Consider the following 19,591-nt stretch of genomic DNA (forward strand, 5'->3'; position numbering starts at 1 on the left):
ACGAAAATGTGACCTAATTCCGGTCCAGCCTACCGTTCCGGGCAAGCCGTCCTGAAAATCCCCGGGCTTTGTTTCACATCACCGCTGCGGCCACCGCGGCCCCGGAACTACGCGCAGGTCGCCTTTCCGTTGCCGGCGAAGCTGACCAGTGACTGGCGGGTGTAGCCCGTGAAGGTGGCAGTGAGGCGGACGGTGCCGGCGCCGCCGTTGAGAGCTTCCTTAACTCCGGGGGTGTCTGTGCCGAGGTCAATGGTTCCCGGGAAGCTGCCCACGCTGTGCTCGGCGCCATAGGTGCCGTTTGCTGCGTTCCTGAGGGCGGCCGTCATGGTGCCGCTGGTGGTGGGGGTAGCCGTCAGGGTGGCGGTCTTGATGTTGGGGTTGGTGCTGGTGATGCAGTTCAGGACCGCTTGGTCGCCGGGCCAGATGGGGGCGGCGGAAACCGTCATGGTGGTGGTGGCCGTTTGCTGCCAGAGTCCGACGGCGATGCCGCCGCCGGCTCCCAGCAGCACCGTCACCGCGAAGGCGATGATGGCCGCTTTCCCGCCCGGGACCTCCCTGAGCTCTTTCATGCCGGCCCCTGCCCCGCTTTTTCTGCTCCGCGGCTGCGGCGCATGCCGCGGAGGGTCCTGACAATGAGCACGGCCCCGTAGCAGATCAGCGCCGCCGCCCTGACAGACATCCACAGGCCCCGGTCCGTGTTGTGGGCCATGGAGTTAGTGAGCACGGTGTAGGTCTGGGAGCCGGTGGCCCGCGGCACGAGTATCAGCGACAGGGCAGCGAAGACCAGCACCAGCAGCAGCGCCAGGGTAACGAGGCGGACAACCGCCGCCAGGCCGCGGCGGCCCCATGAACCCGCGGGAGTTTTCGAACGGTCCTGTTCCCCCATGAGGGGAGACTATCAAGGACAGCCCGCGGGCACACCGCATAGTTGGCGCGCGGTGAGGGGAACCGTGATGTTCACGGACTGCCCCTTTACGGTGGCCGGAGCGTTAGCGGCGAGCGTGACCTGGAAGCAGACCACCGCGCTGCCGCCCTTGGGAACAGCGGCTGAGGTCAGGCCGGTGGTGGCCGTCAGAGTCGTGTTGTAGCCGGTGGTGACCGAGCAATCGGCCGTGGTTGCGCCCATCTTGGCGTGGACGGTCAGGAACGCCGCGAGCGTACCCGTTCCAACGTTGGCCACATTCGCGTTTTCGGCGGTGATGCTGATGCTGAACGTACCGCCGGCGTCGGAGGCGTTCGCCACCGTTGCACCGGCGTACGCCGAGGTTCCCGGCGTCAGGGAAGCAGCAGTGGAGTTGAGCGACAGGATGGCGGCCTGCCCGCTGGCCTGCGTCATCGGGGTACTCACCCCGGACGGGGACCCGGTGAGATTGACGGTGAACGACGCCGCTTGCACCGTTCCGGGTGCGGCCGACGTGGCGGCGTTCCACAGCGCGTACGTGCCCTGAACGGCCAGCAGGCCCAGGAGCACCGCAGCGGCAATCAGGGCCGCTGCCCGCAGCGGACGCGGGACGCGCATGGTTCCTCCTCCCGGCAAGCTGGTCATGGTCGTACCGGTTGTGCGGCCGCGTGGCCGCACAACCCGCCGGTATCAGCCTAGGACAGGCCGGACTGCGTGATCTGGTTCAGGGCGAAGCCGACGCTGCCGAAGTTGTAGGTCTTGGTCACGTCAGAACGGCCGGTGGTGCCCGACAGGAACTCGAACGTGATGGTGGCGGTGACGGTCTTGGAGGAGGTCAGCGGGTTGGTCACAGTCACGCCGCCCACCTTCAGTGCCGGCGCGGTGACAACCACGTTGGCGGGGTCGAATCCGTTGGTCGGCGTGGCACCGGTCGCGGTGACGTTCGCGGCCATCTTGTCGCCGGTCAGGGTCACGGTCAGGGCCTGGGTGTAGGTGAGCTTGTCGCCCGGAACAACCTTGTAGGTGGAGATGTCGATGGTGGCACCGGCCCGGTCGGTCCAGACGCCGGCGGCGGCGGTGACGTTCAGGTCACCGGCGATGACGGTGCCGGGGGCGCCGGTGGCCTCCGCGTTCCAGGAGGCCAGGGTGCCGCCTCCACCCAGCAGCAGTGCAGCGCCAACGGCGATGGCGGCAGTTCCCTTGATCAGTGCGCTGTTCTTCATGATGAGACCCTTCAAAATCTGTGCGGATGGTTTTCCTTCTGCACAGAACAATGCCGGTGGAGCCTCAGGACAAGATGCGCTAAATGATCAGGATTCACTCAAGATTTTTGGGTCAGTCCTCGAAATGGGTTGCCGCTGCCGGCGCACCGGAGAACCCTGCCACGATCTCCTCGGCGAGGTCATGCAGCTTCTGGTTCCTCGTACTGGAGCCGCGCCGAAGAATCTCGAAGGCTTCGTCGTGGGAACAGCGGTTCTGCGCCATGATGATGCCGCAGGCCAGGTCGATCGCGGTCCGGCTTTCCATGGCCGCCTTGAGGTTCTCGGCGAGCTGGTCCGCGGCCGCGATCCGCAGGGCAAGACGCAGGGCCTGGGCGGCCATGACCGCGAAAACCTCTGCATCGGAGACGGCGTCATCGGTGAACAGACCGGTCTCTGGGGCGAAAAAGTTCAGGACCGCGGCCGCGTCCGGCCCCAGGTCGAGGGGCATGCCCAGAACGCTCCGGCATCCCGCGGCCTCGAGGGTCTTGCAGTACTGCGGCCAGCGCCGGTCCGTGGCCACGTCGCCGAGGAGCACCGGTTTCCCGGTCCGAAGCGCATCCTCACAGGGCCCCTGGTCGAGCCGATCTTCGATTTCGTCAAGCATCACCGCTTCGTCGCTGCTGCCCGCGATCGTTGCGCTGCGCTTTCGCCGGTGCAGCGTCACGGCGCACTGGATCGGCGCATGCGCGGACCGTGTCAGCGCGGTGGCCGCGAAACCGGCCATCCGGTCCAGGAAGCCCGTGATGTCCTCGGAATTGGTGATCAGGGCGTGAAGCTGCTCGAAGTCGTCCGACTGATCTCCGGTGCTCATAACCACAAACGTTAGAAGCAGCGGCACAGCAGGACAAGAGTGTCCGGGCGCCCCCGGTCGGACACTTACGACGGCGGCCAGCCGGCCGCCGTCGTAATTGTCACCGCCCTACCGGCTCGCCAGCCTAGGACAGGCCGGACTGGGTGATCTGGTTCAGGGCGAAGCCGACGCTGCCGAAGTTGTAGGTCTTGGTCACGTCAGAACGGCCGGTGGTGCCCGACAGGAACTCGAACGTGATGGTGGCGGTGACCGTCTGCGACGTCTTCAGGGGGTTGCTGACCGGGGTGCTGCCGATCGTGAGGACGGGCGCGGAAACCACCACGTTCGCCGGCGTGAAACCGTTGACGGCGCCGGCGCCCGTTGCCGTGACATTCGCGGCCATCTTGTCACCGGTCAGGGTCACGTTCAGGACCTGGGTGTAGGTGAGCTTGTCGCCCGGAACAACCTTGTAGGTGGAGATGTCGATGGTGGCACCGGTCCGGTCAGTCCAGACGCCGGTGGCGGCGGTGACGTTCAGGTCACCGGCGATGACGGTGCCGGGGGTGCCGGTGGCTTCCGCGTTCCAGGAGGCCAGGGTGCCGCCTCCACCCAGCAGCAGTGCAGCGCCAACGGCGATGGCGGCAGTTCCCTTGATCAGTGCGCTGTTCTTCATGATGAGACCCTTCAAAACTTGTGAGTGGATTTCCTGCTGAAATGAACAATGCACGGCCAAACTCAGGACTCCATGCGATAAACCGTCAAGAATCAGTCAAGAAAAACAGCCTGCTTATGGTGGTATCTTGAGTCACCGCCACATTCGGGCGGTGACTTACTTTCTGGCGCCTGCCGCGTACTCCGACGTGCGCTGCCGGACGCCCGTGCAACTGGAAGCTGGGGCTTGTATGCGCTTTTTCAAGAAATTGCGCGCCGGAAGCGGTGCGCTGGCCGTTGCTGCAATGCTGGCCGTGACGGCGGCGGGTCCTGCCGGTGCAATCACCGGCGACTACGTCAAGGACACCGAGCATCCCTTCGTGGGGCTGATCGTTTTCTACGATTCCGACGGCGGGTTCAACCACAGGTGCTCCGGCTCCCTGCTGACCCCGACGGTGTTCCTTACCGCCGGGCACTGCACCGCCGGCGCCTCCTCGGCGCGGGTCTACTTCCAGCAGGACGCCGGCGCGGACTGGAGCCCGGCAACCGGTATTGACCCGGACACCGGCTACCCGAGCATCTGCGCGGCCGGAACTGAGGGGACCCAGTGCGCCACCTCGGATGAGATGTACAACTACGGCTACACGAGCATGGACGCGGTCCCCGAAACCAAGGACGCCGGCCTGGTGATCCTGGACCAGCCCATCGAGCTCAGCGAATACGGCCGCCTCGCAGCGGCCGGGACTCTCGACTCACTGGCCTCCAAGCGCGGGCAGCAGGACACCACGTTCACCTCCAGCGGCTTCGGCATCTCCGCGGCCAGCCCGTCCGCTGGCGAGACCTCGTTCCGGGAACGGCTCATGGCCGAGTCCAAGCTGACGAACCTCACCAGCGCCAGCGCCGACGGCTACAACGTCCAGACCAACGGCAACGGCAAGGGCCTCGGCGGCACCTGCAACGCTGACTCCGGCGGCCCGCTGTTCTACGGCACCACCCAGTCGAACATCATCACCGGCATCACGTCGTTCAACCACAACCGTTACTGCAAGGGGACGAACTTCTCCTACCGCACGGACCGGCAGGACGTGATCAACTGGATCAAAGCCAACACCACCGAAGCGGAATTCGGCCAGATCGACTTCGCAACCGCTGACTGACACCTACGACGGCGGGTGGCCACCCGCCGTCGTACGCTTCCCTGCCTGGACCGCCGCTTCCGGCGGCTACGCCAGGAACTCAGCTGCGGCCTTAACCGCAACGGTCCGCACGGCATACACCGGGGCGAACACCGGCCGCTTGGGCAGCAGCGGGGCGGCCGGCGCGGGGTCGTGGACGAGCGGCAGTGCCGCACGCTGCATCGCAATCCGTTGCCACGCCCACGGCAGGAAATAATTCCGCGCCCAGGCGAGGTCCCCGGCACGGGCGTCGCGCCAGTTGCTGTTCGGCAGGGCCTTCGGCTCCAGCGGCTGGAGCGAGTGCTGCACCTGCAGCGTGTTCAGCACCTGCATGGCGATGGTGTGGTGGCCCAGCGGCGAGAAGTGCAGCCGGTCCGGATCCCACATCCGCGGATCCCGGAGCCCCGGCAGGGTCCACAGATCCACCAGCAGACAGTCATGCGCGGCGGCCACAATCCGGATGTTCTCGTTGAAAATGGCCACCCTGGAACGGCTCCGGCCCAGGAACGGCGTGTGCCGCCAGTCCGGGCCGGCGAACAGCACGATCGTGGCGCCGGTGCCACTCAGCCGTTCGACGCCGGCTTCCAGCTTGGCCGCCAGCTTGTCCGGATCGGTCCGATGGAACACCATGTCATTGCCGCCGGCCGACAGCGTTATCAGGTCCGGCTTCAGCTCCAGCGCCGGTTCGGTCTGCTGGTCAAGAATCTGGTCCAAGAGCAGGCCACGGATGGCCAGATTGGCGTAGGCGAAGTCCTTCCGCTCCGCGCTGAGCTCCTCTGCCACCCGGTCCGCCCATCCCCGGAGCCCTCCGGCGCAGCGTTCCTCGGGGTCGCCGACACCCTCGGTAAACGAATCTCCCATTGCCACATACCGGCTCCAGGGGTGTGGGGCCGTTGCGTCTGCAGCGGAGTTTCGGGGTCCAAATCGGCCGATGTGTTTCATCGCCTCGTCCTCTCCCTTACGCCCCTGGCGCGGTACGCCTGCGGCGTTATCCAAGGAACGTCCGAACGCTGCGGGAAATTCCTGAAAACTTCCTCCGACTTGTGAATATTTTCCCGGCGGCGGAGGCGCGAACGTACAGTTGTGGCCCCATTTGCCGCCCTGATTGGGGCCACAACTGTACGTTCGCGCGTTCTGGTCACGCGCTGTCTGCCCACTGTCCGCCCGACGGCGGCTGGCGGGGCAATCGGCCCGTCAACCAGAGTGACTCCACCCCATAGGCCGCCGGCTCCCCCGGTGTTAGATTCAAGGTGCCTGCGTCCCTCTGACCTGCAAGGAGTTCCTGTGTTGCTGATCGGCGGCCTTCCGGCCCACATTCTCCTGGTCCACGGCGTCGTCGTTTTCGGGCCGCTCGCGGGCCTGGGCGCGGTCGTCTACGGACTGGCCCGCCCGACCCGCCGCTACCTCGCCTGGCCGCTGGGCGTGCTTGCACTCATCCTGGCCCCGCTGACCCTGATCGCGGCGGCCGCCGGTGAGCAGCTGCAGTCAACGCGGGGCGCCACCGACACCATCGCGGCCCACGCCCGGCAGGGCGACATCCTGAAGGTGACCGCCGTCGTCTTCTTCTTCCTGGTGCTGCTGATGCTCGCCGCAACCTTCACGCCGCTGGCCAGGCGCGTCCCGGCGCTGGCCGCACTCCAGCGTTCCCGCCCCGCCCGCATCGTGGCCTTGGTACTGGGCGTGCTGGCCGGCCTGTTCGTCATCTACCAGAGCGTGATCACCGGGCATTCCGGATCGTTCTCCGTCTGGGGCGGCTAACCGGCCCGGCGACCCATGGCCTTCCCCGCACTCACGTGGAGTTTTTTGTCCATTTGTCGCGAGTTAGGGCGCCTTCAGAGGCCATTTTCTGGACAAAAACTCCCACGGATTCGGGGGGCCGGGACCGACGACGGGCTGGGTATGCCCTCTGGCATGGGGACCATCGGGCTGGTCCGCCGCCGGCCTACTTTCAGATTACGCCTCCTGGTTGGAGCGCATCCGGCGCTCCGGGCGATCAGGGACCGCGCGGGGAGGGCGGCGGCAGCTATTTTCGTTGACGGTTCCGTGCGCGTAACCGACACTGAATCGATGAGCGGCAGCGATGAAGAGAAGGAATCAACCATCGATCAGGTGGTGGAACGGCTTGCGGGGCGATTCCCGGACGCCGACCGGGGACTGATCGCGGGGATCGTTTCCGAGGAGTATGACGCGCTCGATTCGGGCCGGATCAGAACGTTCATCCCCACGCTGGTGGAAAAGGGGGCGAAGACGCGGCTTCGCCGTGAATTGGCACCCGACGGCTTCGGGGCCGGCACCTAAGACGCGGCGCCCCGAGGCTACGGCACACCTAGGCTACGGTTCGAAGCGGGCACTGCAGAACGCGCAGCTGGTCAAGATCGAGCAGCTGGCGGGTTCCGGTCCGGGCATCAGCGATCCAGAACAGCTCCAGGGCCGGGACCACGGCCAGGACCTTGCCCCGGTGAACCAGTGTGCCGTCCTGCCACGCCTCGACCCGTTCACCCCGGGACAGCTCCGAACACGAGCGGATCTCCCTGTACATGGCACTCACGCGCAGCTCCTTCCAGCGTCCGACCGGTCAAGACCCAGTAAACAGGCCCTGGGTTTCGGCAACGTGTCGCCGGGGTGACTTTCCCGCAACCAGACCGGCCGCCGTCGAAATTCAGCTGGCTCAAGGCAGCCGGCTGCTGGGCCCCCAAGGTGCCCCCAGCTTTCCCCAAGCCCGGCAAGACAGATTTGTCATACGCAGAACAGGCCGGCGGTCACGGGCAATGATTGCAGGTCGAGTCGCCGGGCCCGGAATGTACCCCATGCTTTCCAGGCCCGGCGGAAAGGCTCCCCGAACGTGCGCCGCGGCACCGCCCGGGCTGTCGCACGCCAAAGGTTTTTCCAAGGTCCGGCCGGGAGAATTTTGCTTGCCGGACACTCGTCTGCCGCGCGACAACCGGCTGGCACCGGGAACGGCGGAGCCCTCCCCGGTCCCGGTGCCTTATGACAGCAGCCAGGTGCGCCCCCCCTAGGCCCCGGCCCAGCGGCGCAGCGTGCTGTTGATCAGGCCGATGAGGACGGCCGTCCACCAACAGGCCTGCGAAATGCTGAGCGCCACCATGAGCCTGAGCCGCAGCCTGCGGCCGAGTTCCCCGAAGCGCGTGCAAGCAGGCAGGGCCAGCAGCTGGTGCATGGCCGGCGCGATGCTCAGGCCGTTGAGCATGAGCACCAGGACGCAGGCGAGCTTGATGACGGTGACCGGGTTGGTCAGGTCGGGGTCGATCAGGGCGCCGGACACCAGCAGCAGGGCAAGCCCGCCCCAGATCAGCGGCTTCGCGGCGGCCTCCAGCTTTCCGGATTCGTGCATCTGCACCTTGCCCAGCAGCCACAACAGACCTAGCCAGTCCACCACCAGGATAGTGCCGAAGGAAAGCACCAGGGCAAGGATGTGGACGGCCAGGCCGATCCGGTGAAGCTCAGGCCCGCAGTCAATGAAGTGCCCCACAAGCAGCGAGGCCGTCCACCCTGCAGTACACAAGGCCCCGAGCAGAACCAGCCGGACCCGCTGGCTTTTCCGACTGGCCGGGGCCTTGGTGGTCAGCGGTTTGTGAACGGACTGGGGTGCGCCGGGCGGTGCCGGGGCAGGTGCTGCTGGGGACATGCTGCTGCCTTTCAGGGTCGCCGGCGTAACTGCCGGCGGGTGTGCGCCGTGCTGCGATGCACGGCGCCATGCGGGGAGAGTGATGGTGCTAGTTAGGTAAACCTAAACCGGGAGATTACAGCCCAGGGTCGGAATTAGGCAAACAAAATGTTCGCTAATTTCTCCAACGCTTGTTGTAAGTCTGCGGCGTCCCCGTTTGGCCGCCCGCTGTTTTGCCAAAAGAGGCCGCTTGAGAACGTTCGAAACGGCCCATTTTGGTAACTGCAAGACCACAACCCCCAAAGCGGCCCTTTATGGCAAAACCACGAGGCAAGCAGAGCCCTACCTGTTGACGACGATGAACCCGGACGGCGGCGGAAGCGGCCGCGGTGCAGCTGACGTCGGATGGGCGCCTGGCGCCAGGTCGACGACGATGCCGGGCAGAGTGGTATCCCCGGGTCCGGCGCATGCCTCCTGCCAGACCTGGCCGCCAGCCATACCGAGCACCGGGATGAACAGCAGCAACAGAAACAACTTCCTCACCACGCACCGCCCTCCACTCGCGCTTGCCCTCTTGCCGTACCATCACCCTCGCGGCTGCACCATGGAAAAAGGGCACAGGAACGGCCCCCCGTTTATTTGCCAGCCAACCCCTTTCGGGGGTGCCGCCACCGGGTTTTCCAAGGTCATCACCCGTCCGGACGGCGTCGCCTACGCAAGCGCTTGCGCAACGCGGTGCCTGTCCCGTAGCGTGGCCTGCTGTGACGGCGAAGATCGAAGAGGTTGCGGAGCGGGCGGGAGTGGCCGTGTCCACGGTGTCCCGGGCGCTGCGCGACGTGCCCGGCGTTTCGCTGGCTACCCGGCAGCGGATCAAGGACATCGCGGCGGAGGTCGGATACCTGGCGTCACCGAACGCGGCACGGCTGGCGACCGGAGTCACGGGCACCGTCGCGGTGATCGTCCCGGATGCCACCAAGTGGTTCTTCGGGCAGGTCATTTCCGGTGCCGGCACAGCGCTCCGGGCCGCCGGGCGGGACGTGCTGCTGTATGAACTCGGGGATGCTGACGGGCGCCGCCGCTTCTTCGAAGGGCAGACACTCCGCGGCCGCGCCGATGCCGTGCTGGTGCTTTCGCTGAGGCTAACGGAGGAAGAGACCCACAGCCTGCGCACCCTGGGGCTTCCCGTGGTCCTGCTCGGGCAGGGCTCCGAGGTGTTCGGCAGCGTGCGCGTCGATGACCGGGCGGCCGCCCGGAGCGCGGTCCGGCACCTGATCAATCTGGGCCACCGCCGGATTGGGCTAATCGGAATTGACGACGCCGACGAGGTCACCTCGGGCGGCACGCCGCCCATCTCGCGGCTGGCCGGTTACCGCCAGTCGTTGCTGGCTGCCGGCATCCCGCTGGACGAGGACCTCGAACAGTTCGGAGCGAACTCCGTGTCCGGCGGGGCGGAGGCCATGACCCGTCTGCTGTCCGCGCCGGAGATGCCGACGGCTGTCTTTGTCGGGTCGGACGAGATGGCGTTCGGCGCGCTCGGGGTGGTGCGCGCAGCTGGACTGGCCGTTCCGCGGGACATCTCCTTCGTCGGCTTCGACAACCACGACCTCTCGGAGGTCATGGACCTCACCACCATCGACCAGGACATCCGCGGCCAGGGAGAGGCAGCCGCCCAACTGCTGCTGGAAACCCTCGCCGCGGCGCCCGGGGCGGCCCCGGCTAACCGGACCATCGACGCCAGGCTGGTGCTCCGGCGAACTACTGCCCCGCCGTCGTCCGCTTTACCCGCTTCGCCCAACTCCGCTGCTTCACCCATCTCCCCAGAAAGCAAGGAAAAGACCTAATGGAATACCGCAAGCTCGGATCATCCGGAATGTACATCAGCGCGCTGGCCTACGGTAACTGGGTCACGCACGGCGAACAGATCGACCAGCATGCCGCAAACGCTTGCGTACGGAAGGCGCTGGACCTGGGCATCACCACCTTCGACACAGCCGACGCGTACGCCGGCACGCGCGCTGAAAGTGCCCTCGGCGAAGCGCTGCGGGGCACCCGCCGCGAAAGCCTGGAGATCTTCACCAAGGTCTACTTCCCCACCGGCGAGGGCAAGAACGACCGCGGGCTGTCCCGGAAGCACATTTTGGAATCGATCAACGGCTCCCTGGCCAGGCTGGGCACCGAGTACGTGGACCTGTACCAGGCCCACCGCTACGACTACGAGACGCCGCTCGAGGAGACGATGCAGGCCTTCGCGGATGTGGTCCGCGCCGGCAAGGCCCACTACATCGGCGTCTCCGAATGGACGGTTGACGAGATCCGGGCCGGAGCCGCGCTGGCCAAGGAGCTGGGCATCCAGCTGATCTCCAACCAGCCGCAGTACTCCATGCTGTGGCGGGTCATCGAAGAGGAAGTGGTCCCCGCCAGCGTCGAGCTCGGCATCAGCCAGATCTGCTGGTCCCCGCTCGCCCAGGGCATCCTCACCGGCAAGTACCTTCCGGGTCAGGCCGCACCGGCGCAGTCGAGGTTCGCCTCCGACGACGGATCGCTGAAGGAAAACCGCTACCTCCGCGAGGACATCCTGGGACGCGTCCAGCAGCTCAAGCCGCTTGCCGACGAGGCCGGACTGTCCATGGCCGGACTCGCCGTGGCCTGGGTGCTGCAGAACAGCAACGTCTCCGCCGCCATCGTCGGGGCATCTCGGCCCGAGCAGCTCGAGGACAACGCGAAGGCTGCCGGGGTGAAACTCGACGAATCCCTGATGGCCAGGATCGACGAACTGCTGGACCCGGTGGCCGAACGCGACCCGCAGAAGGTCGAATCGTTCAAGGAGCGCCCCTAGCGGTACGGAGTTTTTGTCCAGATATTGGCCGCTGGAGGCCTCCAAAGTCCGATTATCTGGACAAAAACTCCACCGGATGCGGGAGTGGCAACGCACTTTTAACCGCATTTGACAAGCGTTGTTAGGCCTGCCTTACCCGCGTAGTATCCGGTCCGTTACCGGTTTCCGGCGCCACGGTCGCCGTTGACCTGTTTTCAGCGCAGGTGCTGGCCGGACCGGTCATACGCTTGCGCCCAATCAGGGACGGAGCAAGCAAGATGACACTAGAATCCACAGCACCACAGGGCCTCTCCCGGCAGCACCAGGGCTGGCGACGAGCGGCGGTGCGGTCCTCGGCAGTACTTGCTGTGGCCGTGCTGGCCGCGGGGTTCCTCAGCGTAGCCGGGCCGGCAGAAGCCGCATCCTCGAAGGGATGCGTCGGCGGCGGGTTCACGGTGCTGGGCCACACCAGCGACTTCGATGCCACCGTGCCGGCCCCCAGCGGCCTGTTCCGGGTCCAGGGAAAGTATGTCCAATTCGACGTTGATCCGGTGAACTTCGCGATCCACAATTACGCGTTCACCGGGGCTGCCAATGAGCTCGACATCACCGGCGGCCGGTTCACCCCGGTCTTCGCCAGCAAGATCCCTGACCACCGGGGCCTGGTGCTCAACTCCGCCATCGCGCTGGAGGTCAAGGACGAGGATGCAACACTGTCCCGCACGGGAACCGGCGGTCTGTCGATGAGCATCCAGGCCAAGGACTGCGCCACGGGCGGGCTGTTCCAGATGGAACCCGAACGCGGCGACGGAACCCGGACCCGGATCGTGCACCGCATCGCCGATGGCGCCTTCTACTTCGACAACGCCAACTTCCGGGCACGCCTCGGTGACTTCGTCGGATCGGCATGCACCAGCGTGCAGACCGGGCCGCCGAGCCAATTCTGCGTCCGGGTCCGGACCAGGGTGAACATCGGCAACGACGTCTCGTCCCGCTTCGTGGTCCGGGACAGTGCCCAGGTGGCTGACCGCGTCCTGCAGCCTGCCTGGGGTCCGGACTTCACCAACAGCCTGGGCCTCGCCGAAACCCGCGACCACTGCGGCGGCATGTCCATCTGGGACGTTGCCAGCGGCGGCAGGATGGGCATGGTCACCGGTGAGGACGCCGTCGAGGTGGCAAATTCCCCCACCGACTGCGTCCAGGACTGCCAGGCACAGAACCAGGTCCGCGGCCGCCTCGCCGTCCTCGGTTTCCCCTTCCCGGTGGCCGCCGGGAGCAAACTGACGCCGCGCACCTCAACCGACGGGCTCAATGCACCACTGACGCCTTAGCCCCGCGCGGAATGCATGCGGCCCCCGGAAGCGCTTGCCTTCGGGGGCCGTGCGCATGCTGGTCTCTCACCCGCCGGTCCAATAAACGCGCTCAACCCGCTCTGCCATGTCGCGCAGGTGTGCGAGCATGGCCCCCGGAGGGTCCCCCGGGCGCTCCGCGATGTGGCGCAGCAGGCCCAGACGGACCTGCTCGTCTGTGTCCGTGTCATTCAGGATCTCGAACATCATGCGCTGGACCTGGCGGCTGATAATCCCTCCGCTACATCGAACCTCCATCGTCACCGGATGTTCCCACGGCCGGGAGCTGCTCCTTTGCGGCGTGCTGTCCTGACCCGGCGTCGGTACCGGCAATGCGTGGTTCAGCATGTTCATCACGCTCCCTTGATTGATCCCCCGATGTTTCCCGATCAGCACTGTGATCAGCCGGGACACCTCCAGGGAAAGTGAGAGTCGGGTCCCCATAGTGGGGGCGAAAACTCCGTGCGGGGGGACTCTGGGGCCCACCCAGGGCGACGAGTCCAACCCAGCGAAAAGCTTTCCAAGGTTTCCGCAGGGCGGTCATGAAACGATGGCCCTGACCGCGGATCTTGGATAAATCTTGGATGTCCCCTGTACGTTTCCTAGATAAGGGTTACCTAACCTTGACGCATGCCCACCACACGCAACGTCGCCTGGGACGGGCGCCTGCAGTCCTTCAAAGGCAGGGACACAGCCAACTACGTGACCACGGCCGCTGACCTCGCGAAAACCTGTGCCTCCTGCCAGGGTCTGCTGGAACCCGATGAACCCGCGTCCCTCCTCGTGGACATCACGCAAAGCACGGCGCCGGACGGCACCGAATACCTCACCTTCACGGACGCACTTTGCCACCGGCGGTGCAGCGGCCCCGGCCTGGCCGTCCGGCAAACACCGTGGCAACCGGACACCCTGTCCCCCGTTGCCGCCCGGGTTGTCCTGACCCAAAAATCCAGGGGCGGCCGAACCCGGGTGGTCCCGGTACTGGTCTTCACCTTCGTCCCGGTCCTGAGCTTCCGCGAGGACGGCGGTGAACTGACTTCAGCCTTGGTCTCGCTCCTGCTCGGCCGCGGCTTCCAGCTGGCCATGAGTCCGGACTACGCCGCCATCCTGGAACAGGCCACCGAGGCAGCCGCCAACTGCAGGATCAGCGTCACGCCGGCTGGCCTCCTCCGACTCAGGATCGACGGCGAAGTCCTCTACCGGGAACAGCTGAACACCGGCAACGCCGACGACGCCGAGTGGCTCCAGGCGGCAGCCCAGGGCGGGCACATCCTCGTCATCAGCGGGGACAACCTGGGCATTACCGAAACCGGCCTCGACATTAACCCCGCGGCCCGGCACGGCACACTGGTCATCGGAACCGTGCCCGTCAGCGGCGGTGACGTATTCGTGTCCGCGACCCGGCTGCACGACACCGGAAGGGACGCGGGGTCATCGCGGCCCAAAGGCGAGGACGACCGCTTCGGCCGGTGACGCTCGAACTTGATCGGCCCCGAACAGGGCCTACCGCAGTGCGGGACATTTTCGTTTCTAGGTATCAAAACACAAGACATGTGCTCATTTAGATCCCTTGTTTAATCAGTATGCTTACTAATAGGGTTACGTGAATGGGGTCACGCTGAAACCGAACTAGGAGAACACCATGCGCAACATGAGGAAAGCCGGCGCGACTATCGCACTCACTGGCTCACTCTTGCTGACTGGGGGAGCACTAGCAGGTCCCGCAGTTGCTGCAAACCAGGCCCAGGATGGTCTGGTCAATGTCGCCATTGGCGATGTTAGCGTTTTGAACAACGCCAATATCGGCGTCGCAGCAAATGTGGTGGCTCAGGTCTGCGGCCTTAAGGTCGGACCCGTGGCAGTACTGGCAAGGCAGGTGGACCGTTCCGGTGACGCCGTAACTGTCTGTCGTGCACCAAGTGGCCCGGTCGTGATTTCGCAGAACCAGTGACCCGGAGGGTTAGCTTGAGTTGACCCTGCAGCCCTGAAGCGCTGATGCGTTTCCCGACTGTACTGAGGGACTGCACCCCGTGGGGTACAGTCCCTCCCCTTTGCCCTGAGGGCATACTGAAGCCTCGGGGCATGCCGCCTCCCTCCAAGAAAACGACGTGGACCGGCAACGGGCTATGTGAGCCTCGCGGGATGGGCACCATCGGGCTCGTACGCCGCCGGCGCCTGTCCCGGTCCGGCTGCTACTTTGGTCCGGGAGTTTCCTCCGTGTCGGTGGCAGCTGTTTCAGTGCCAGCCGCATCAGTTGCGGCCGTAGCGGCTGCGGCCGTATCGGCGGCCTCGCGGGCCGGGCCCACAACACCTTCGCTGCCGTAGTCCCCTTCGGTGTAGCGCCCTACCTCCGACTCCGCTGTCCTGCCACCGGCGATTCCAGCCTCGTCGTAGTCACCGCTGACGAACCGCCCGGCTTCCTTGGCCTTCCCGCCGAGCGGCTCGGGCAGGCCTCCCTCGATGCCTGCTGCACCAAAGTCTCCGCGGCTGTACTGGCCTTCCTCTTCACCCGCGTGGGGGCCACGTTTGACGCCTGCGGCACCATAATCGCCCTTGATGTACCGGCCACGCAGCTCGGGTTCTTCCGGCTGTTGCCCGGTCGCTGCATCGCTCGTGGGATCTTCAAATTCGCTGCTATCCGTCATGGTTCTGCCTCTATTCATTGACGAATTGCCGCGTCCTCCAAGGGGCGCGTTTAAAGTCTAGCCAGCTCCGCGGCACCCCAACAGGCCGTAAATATTCGGGGTTGAAGGCACTCCGCGGCCCAGGCTGCCCCACGTTCCTGAGAATTTGCAGCCAGCCACCTGAGAAATCTTTGACAATTCTTGGATTATCCCTGCACCTATCCTCGACGGGTTATCCCTAGCGTTGAGGCATGCAGCCACGAGCAGTCCCCACAGCGTCCATTAGGGGCATCCTCTCACCGCAAACGCCGCCGTAATGGGCGCGGCCAGGTGGGCGACGCGCAAAGTTCCTCACGCAACGGGAATTCCGTGCGCGCAGGGAAATATGCGCGTCGCCGGCCAATGTCCGGAGCGGACGGGACGGCCGGATCCACCCCAAACCCCGCCCTGACCTCGCGTTTTGTAGGGGGACCAGTGAGGGGGCCGAGGGGGTGCAGTCCACCCTGAAGGGTCAACCACGGCACAGGATTTTCCAAATGACGCGCCTCAATACTTCATTCGAAGCGTCAGACAGGGCGCCGCTCAGGCGGAACGAACCGATGCACGCGGCAAATGTTTTACGGCGTCAGGGTATTTCTCTGGCCGCCCGGTTAGTCAATTTTCTATCAGAATCTTTCGGCAGGCTGTGGGGGCCCATAAATGAAACACATCAGAATAATCCTGTACTCGCATGACTCACTCGGTTTGGGGCACGTGCGGCGAAACCTGGCACTGGCCAGCGCGCTGAGCGAGCAACTGCCCGGCCTGACCGGCCGGCAGGTCACCGGCATCCTGGTGGCCGGCACTGCCCTCGCCCCGGGGTTCCGCATTCCCAAGGGGTGGGACTGGGTGATCCTGCCCGGCGTCATGAAAGGCGCGGAGGGCTACGAGCCCCGGGACCTGTCCGTCCCCCTGCAGGACCTCGTGTCCCTGCGCGGGAAGCTGCTGGACTCGCTGCTGCAGGGCTTCAATCCGGATCTGGTGATCGTGGACCGGCACGCAACGGGAGTCCACCTCGAACTCGAGGGAGCGCTGCGCCGGCTCCGTGCCTTCGGAAAAGCCCGCGTGGTGCTGGGGCTTCGTGAAGTACTTGACTCCCCTGCGGCGGCCAACGCCGAATGGGACGGCATCGGCGGTCCGCGCCGGGTCCAGGAGCTCTTTGACGCGGTCTGGATCTACGGCGACCGTTCGGTTCACGATCCCGTGGACACCGGCGAAATCCCCTTCTCACTACGGCGGATGGTCAGCTACACCGGGTATTTGGCAGCGGGCCGGCCGAAAGGTTCAGGAAAGCTGAAGATGCCCGGCAGGTACGTCATGACCACCGTCGGCGGCGGCGCGGACGGCTACGCGCTGGCAAACCTGGCCGCTGTTACCCCGCTGCCCGCCGGCCTCAGGCACCTCATCGTGGCCGGACCACAGATGCCCAAAGCGCAAAGGCGCGACCTGCAGCGGAAGGCGGGTCCCGGCGTCGTAATTGTGAAGGCACTGGAGGACATGCTGGCGCACATCAGCAACGCCGAGGCGCTGGTTTCCATGGGCGGCTACAACTCGGTCTGCGAAATCCTCAGCACAGCCGTTCCCGCGCTGATCGTGCCGCGGGACCATTCCCGCAGCGAGCAGCGGATCCGGGCAGCGTCGCTCGCCGCCGCCGGGTACCTCGAACAGCATGAGCTGGCCTCGCTGACACCGGATGCACTGGCCGCCTGGATCGCCAGGCGGGCCGGCACCAAGGTGGACCGCCGGGGCGCGCAGCTCAACGGGCTCTCCCGGGTTCCGGGACTGGCCGCCGACCTTCTGAAGCCGCAGGCACCGGACCTTCTCGGGACGCTCAGCCAGCAGATCACCAGCGAGCCGATGGTCAGCGCCCAGCTCAACAGCCTGGCCCAGAGCCTCCGGGGAGGTGCCGCACGTGCAGCAGTCTGAGCCGGTCACCGCCTACGTCCTGAAGATGTATCCCCGCTTCTCCGAAACGTTCATCGTCTCGGAAATCCTCGCCCGCGAGGCCGCCGGCGAACGGATCGAAATCTTCGCGCTCCGCCCCACCACCGATGCCAGGTTCCACCCCGAACTGGCACGCGTCAAAGCCCCCGTCACCTACGTTGGCCGGCCCCAGTCCACCAGCGGGGTGTGGGAATGCTTCCGCGCGGCCGCGTCAGCGGGCCTGACCGACGATGTGGCACTGGCCTTCGGGGACCTCGCCGCGGCCGACCCTGACGATGCCGTCCAGGGCATCAACCTGGCCGCCGAGCTGCAGCGCCGCAACGTCCGGCACCTGCATGCGCACTTTGCCTCCGCCGCGACCGCTGTGACCCGGCTCGCCTCCCTGGTCACCGGCATCCCGTATTCGTTCACGGCGCACGCGGCAGACATCTTCCGGGACACCGTAAACCGCGACGACCTGCGGGCTAAGCTGGCCGACGCCCATCACGTGGTGACCATCAGCGACTACAACCTGCAGTACCTGCGCCGCCACTTTCCGCAGCAGGCCGAGAGGCTCCGCCTGGTGCGGAACGGTCTGGAACTGGCCCGTTTCCCCTACCGGGACCCGCGGCCGGTCGGGGGCACGGTGCGGGTGGCCGCCGTCGGACGTCTCGTGGAGAAGAAGGGGTTCCAGCACCTGCTCCCGGCGCTGGCCTCACTCACCGGCTCCGGTGTCCGTTTGGACGTGCGCATCGCCGGCACCGGCATGATGGACCAGGAGCTGCAGACGGGGATCGGCCGGCTCGGGCTCAGCAGCCAGGTCCGGATGCTCGGCCCGCAGACCCAGGACCAGATCCACGGGCTGCTGGACTGGGCCGACGTCTTCGTCGCACCGTGCGTGGTGGGGTCGGACGGCAACGCCGACGGCATCCCCACCGTGCTGCTCGAGGCCATGGCCACCGGCACGCCCTGCGTTTCCACCGCCGTCACGGGCATCCCCGAGGTGATCCGGGACGGCAGCACCGGCGTCCTCATCGAACCCGGCGACCCCGTTCTGCTAGCCCAGGCGATCCGCCGGATCACCTCGCCAGCGACGGACAGGACGCTGCTGGCCCGGAATGCGCGGGACCTGATCGAACGCGAGTACGACGCCGGGCGGCAGGCAGCTGCCCTCCGGCGCCTCTCGCTCCAGACAGTTGTGCAACGTCCTGTTGCGGAGCATGCGCTTGCGGACCGGCCCGTTTCGCAGACTTCAGAGGCGGTGGCCTGATGCGCGTCGCCTACATCTGCGCTGACCCCGGCGTCCCCGTCTTCGGCACCAAGGGTTCCTCGGTCCACGTCCAGGAGATCGTCCGGGCCTGGCGCCGGGCCGGTGCCGACGTCACGGTCTACTGCACCCGCGCCGGGACCGACCGGCCTGCAGACCTCGCGGGGTTGCCCGTCGTCGAAATCCGGCCCCAGTCTGCCTCCGGGGCGGGGCGGGAGCACGCCATCCGGGAAGCGGCGGTTGCCCTGGCGCTGGCTGTTATCCGGGACGGCTGCGATGTGGCCTACGAGCGGTATTCGCTCTTCAGCCCTGCCCTGGCCATGGTTACGTTTGCCGGTGCGCTGCGGATCCCGTCGGTGCTGGAGGTCAACGCCCCGCTGATCGAGGAACAGCGGCAGTACCGCGAACTCCACGACGCCGGGCTGGCGGAGCGAATGCTGCGCACCAACGCCGCCGCGGCCGGCGTGCTGGCCTGCGTCTCCGAGCCCGTGGTGCAGTGGGTGGAGGCCCGCGTTCCCGGGGCCCGGACGGTCCTGGCGCCCAACGGCGTCAACACCGAGCGCATCACGCCGCGCCGCCCCGTCCGGCTTCATGCTGATCACCTGACCGTGGCCTTTGTGGGGACGCTGAAGCCCTGGCACGGCGTCGGCTACCTTCTCCAGGCCGTGGCCCAGGCCAACATCCGCAGTGACGGGCCAGCGTGGCGGGCAAAGATCATTGGCGACGGACCGTGCCGGCAGGAGCTGGAATGGACCGCAGAGCAGCTGGGCGTGGACGCCGAGTTCACCGGCGCCGTGGCCCCGGACTCCGTGCCCGGGCTGCTGCACGAGTGCGACGCCGCCGCGGCACCCTACCCGGCACCGGAACCCGGCCGGGACGACTACTTCTCGCCGCTGAAGGTCTACGAATACCTCGCCGCGGGCCTGCCGGTGATCGCCTCCAGGGTCGGGCAGATTCCGTCCATCCTGCAGCACGAACGCACCGGCCTGCTGGTGAAGCCGGCCGACCCTGGCGCGATCGCCGCTGCACTGGGGCGCCTCGGCGCAGACGCCGCCCTGCGGGACCGCCTGGGCACCCGGGCGAGGGCGGCCGCCGTCGGGCTTTACAGCTGGGACAGCGTCCTGGCAACCATCCGCCAGGCGCTGGCAACCGAAAGGAGCGTGGCCTGAC

The 19,591-nt window shown here is 66.4% G+C and carries 23 protein-coding genes; 11 read left to right on the forward strand and 12 right to left on the reverse strand.

The annotated features are described in order from the left end of the window. Positions 1 to 107 precede the first annotated feature (107 nt). The 6 genes from ACFVTE_RS09765 to ACFVTE_RS09790 all read right to left on the reverse strand — a co-directional run bounded on the left by ACFVTE_RS09765 (position 108) and on the right by ACFVTE_RS09790 (position 3,626). Positions 108 to 569, reverse strand: coding sequence for a hypothetical protein (locus tag ACFVTE_RS09765; protein ID WP_387099600.1), 462 nt, complete (start codon positions 567 to 569; stop codon positions 108 to 110). Next, entirely contained in the window at positions 566 to 886 is a 321-nt protein-coding gene (locus ACFVTE_RS09770; protein WP_387099602.1) for a hypothetical protein, read from the reverse strand. The genes ACFVTE_RS09765 and ACFVTE_RS09770 overlap by 4 nt, the downstream gene beginning before the upstream one ends. Before the next feature lie 12 nt (positions 887 to 898). Then, positions 899 to 1,519 (reverse strand): SipW-dependent-type signal peptide-containing protein, encoded by a 621-nt coding sequence (locus ACFVTE_RS09775; RefSeq protein WP_387099604.1) that lies wholly within the window; start codon positions 1,517 to 1,519, stop codon positions 899 to 901. A 77-nt stretch (positions 1,520 to 1,596) separates the two neighbouring features. Further along, positions 1,597 to 2,124, reverse strand: coding sequence for an alternate-type signal peptide domain-containing protein (locus tag ACFVTE_RS09780; RefSeq protein ID WP_387099607.1), 528 nt, complete (start codon positions 2,122 to 2,124; stop codon positions 1,597 to 1,599). Between the two features lie 112 nt (positions 2,125 to 2,236). Beyond that, the gene (locus ACFVTE_RS09785) at positions 2,237 to 2,974 is read right to left on the reverse strand and encodes a GAF and ANTAR domain-containing protein (RefSeq protein WP_387099610.1); all 738 of its coding nucleotides are present in this window, start codon (positions 2,972 to 2,974) and stop codon (positions 2,237 to 2,239) included. 124 nt (positions 2,975 to 3,098) lie between these two features. Continuing rightward, positions 3,099 to 3,626, reverse strand: coding sequence for an alternate-type signal peptide domain-containing protein (locus tag ACFVTE_RS09790; RefSeq protein ID WP_387099612.1), 528 nt, complete (start codon positions 3,624 to 3,626; stop codon positions 3,099 to 3,101). Between the two features lie 229 nt (positions 3,627 to 3,855). Between ACFVTE_RS09790 and ACFVTE_RS09795 the strand changes: the two genes are divergently transcribed. After that, a complete protein-coding gene (locus ACFVTE_RS09795) occupies positions 3,856 to 4,761 on the forward strand; it encodes a trypsin-like serine protease (RefSeq protein WP_387099615.1) in 906 nt (301 codons plus the stop codon). Positions 4,762 to 4,827: 66 nt separating this feature from the next. Here ACFVTE_RS09795 and ACFVTE_RS09800 read toward each other — a convergent pair whose 3' ends face one another. After that, a complete protein-coding gene (locus ACFVTE_RS09800) occupies positions 4,828 to 5,640 on the reverse strand; it encodes an SGNH/GDSL hydrolase family protein (RefSeq protein WP_387099758.1) in 813 nt (270 codons plus the stop codon). A gap of 423 nt (positions 5,641 to 6,063) precedes the next feature. Here ACFVTE_RS09800 and ACFVTE_RS09805 point away from each other — a divergent pair, with 423 nt between their 5' ends. Both ACFVTE_RS09805 and ACFVTE_RS09810 read left to right on the forward strand, forming a co-directional pair. After that, a complete protein-coding gene (locus ACFVTE_RS09805) occupies positions 6,064 to 6,537 on the forward strand; it encodes a hypothetical protein (protein ID WP_387099618.1) in 474 nt (157 codons plus the stop codon). Between the two features lie 309 nt (positions 6,538 to 6,846). Then, positions 6,847 to 7,077: a three-helix bundle dimerization domain-containing protein gene (locus tag ACFVTE_RS09810; protein ID WP_387099621.1), complete on the forward strand. Its 231-nt coding sequence runs from the start codon at positions 6,847 to 6,849 to the stop codon at positions 7,075 to 7,077. A gap of 28 nt (positions 7,078 to 7,105) precedes the next feature. Here ACFVTE_RS09810 and ACFVTE_RS09815 read toward each other — a convergent pair whose 3' ends face one another. The 3 genes from ACFVTE_RS09815 to ACFVTE_RS09825 all read right to left on the reverse strand — a co-directional run bounded on the left by ACFVTE_RS09815 (position 7,106) and on the right by ACFVTE_RS09825 (position 8,947). After that, positions 7,106 to 7,318 carry a hypothetical protein gene (locus ACFVTE_RS09815; RefSeq protein ID WP_387099761.1) on the reverse strand — a complete coding sequence of 71 codons (213 nt, stop codon included), beginning with the start codon at positions 7,316 to 7,318 and terminating at the stop codon, positions 7,106 to 7,108. Positions 7,319 to 7,792: 474 nt separating this feature from the next. Beyond that, on the reverse strand, positions 7,793 to 8,425 hold the full coding sequence (locus tag ACFVTE_RS09820) for a hypothetical protein (RefSeq protein WP_387099625.1): 633 nt from the start codon (positions 8,423 to 8,425) through the stop codon (positions 7,793 to 7,795). 321 nt (positions 8,426 to 8,746) lie between these two features. Then, a complete protein-coding gene (locus ACFVTE_RS09825) occupies positions 8,747 to 8,947 on the reverse strand; it encodes a hypothetical protein (RefSeq protein ID WP_387099627.1) in 201 nt (66 codons plus the stop codon). A gap of 218 nt (positions 8,948 to 9,165) precedes the next feature. On the opposite strand from ACFVTE_RS09825, the gene ACFVTE_RS09830 reads away from it, so the two are divergent. The 3 genes from ACFVTE_RS09830 to ACFVTE_RS09840 all read left to right on the forward strand — a co-directional run bounded on the left by ACFVTE_RS09830 (position 9,166) and on the right by ACFVTE_RS09840 (position 12,550). Continuing rightward, positions 9,166 to 10,245: a LacI family DNA-binding transcriptional regulator gene (locus ACFVTE_RS09830; RefSeq protein ID WP_387099630.1), complete on the forward strand. Its 1,080-nt coding sequence runs from the start codon at positions 9,166 to 9,168 to the stop codon at positions 10,243 to 10,245. Further along, positions 10,245 to 11,240, forward strand: a complete 996-nt coding sequence (locus tag ACFVTE_RS09835; protein ID WP_387099633.1) for an aldo/keto reductase family protein — start codon at positions 10,245 to 10,247, stop codon at positions 11,238 to 11,240. Before ACFVTE_RS09830 ends, ACFVTE_RS09835 begins: the two co-directional genes overlap by 1 nt. A 257-nt stretch (positions 11,241 to 11,497) precedes the next feature. Continuing rightward, a complete protein-coding gene (locus ACFVTE_RS09840) occupies positions 11,498 to 12,550 on the forward strand; it encodes a hypothetical protein (RefSeq protein ID WP_387099636.1) in 1,053 nt (350 codons plus the stop codon). 66 nt (positions 12,551 to 12,616) lie between these two features. Here the strand turns inward: ACFVTE_RS09840 and ACFVTE_RS09845 are convergent, their stop codons facing one another. After that, positions 12,617 to 12,778: a hypothetical protein gene (locus ACFVTE_RS09845; RefSeq protein WP_387099639.1), complete on the reverse strand. Its 162-nt coding sequence runs from the start codon at positions 12,776 to 12,778 to the stop codon at positions 12,617 to 12,619. Between the two features lie 420 nt (positions 12,779 to 13,198). Here ACFVTE_RS09845 and ACFVTE_RS09850 point away from each other — a divergent pair, with 420 nt between their 5' ends. Together ACFVTE_RS09850 and ACFVTE_RS09855 are read left to right on the forward strand one after the other, a co-directional pair. Beyond that, positions 13,199 to 14,041, forward strand: a complete 843-nt coding sequence (locus ACFVTE_RS09850) for a hypothetical protein (RefSeq protein WP_387099642.1) — start codon at positions 13,199 to 13,201, stop codon at positions 14,039 to 14,041. Positions 14,042 to 14,210: 169 nt separating this feature from the next. Then, entirely contained in the window at positions 14,211 to 14,519 is a 309-nt protein-coding gene (locus ACFVTE_RS09855; RefSeq protein ID WP_387099645.1) for a hypothetical protein, read from the forward strand. Positions 14,520 to 14,760: 241 nt separating this feature from the next. On the opposite strand, the gene ACFVTE_RS09860 is transcribed toward ACFVTE_RS09855, so the two are convergent. After that, positions 14,761 to 15,213, reverse strand: a complete 453-nt coding sequence (locus ACFVTE_RS09860) for a hypothetical protein (RefSeq protein WP_387099648.1) — start codon at positions 15,211 to 15,213, stop codon at positions 14,761 to 14,763. Positions 15,214 to 15,891: 678 nt separating this feature from the next. Between ACFVTE_RS09860 and ACFVTE_RS09865 the strand changes: the two genes are divergently transcribed. From ACFVTE_RS09865 to ACFVTE_RS09875, 3 genes are read left to right on the forward strand one after another with little or no spacing between them, the layout of a single operon-like run. Further along, positions 15,892 to 17,157 carry a glycosyltransferase family protein gene (locus ACFVTE_RS09865; protein ID WP_387099651.1) on the forward strand — a complete coding sequence of 422 codons (1,266 nt, stop codon included), beginning with the start codon at positions 15,892 to 15,894 and terminating at the stop codon, positions 17,155 to 17,157. Beyond that, positions 17,144 to 18,424, forward strand: a complete 1,281-nt coding sequence (locus tag ACFVTE_RS09870; protein ID WP_387099654.1) for a glycosyltransferase family 4 protein — start codon at positions 17,144 to 17,146, stop codon at positions 18,422 to 18,424. The genes ACFVTE_RS09865 and ACFVTE_RS09870 overlap by 14 nt, the downstream gene beginning before the upstream one ends. Continuing rightward, positions 18,424 to 19,590, forward strand: a complete 1,167-nt coding sequence (locus ACFVTE_RS09875; protein WP_387099657.1) for a glycosyltransferase family 4 protein — start codon at positions 18,424 to 18,426, stop codon at positions 19,588 to 19,590. Before ACFVTE_RS09870 ends, ACFVTE_RS09875 begins: the two co-directional genes overlap by 1 nt. Position 19,591 lies beyond the last annotated feature (1 nt).

The sequence above is a fragment of the Arthrobacter sp. NPDC058097 genome (assembly GCF_042884885.1).
Lineage (GTDB): Bacteria > Actinomycetota > Actinomycetes > Actinomycetales > Micrococcaceae > Arthrobacter.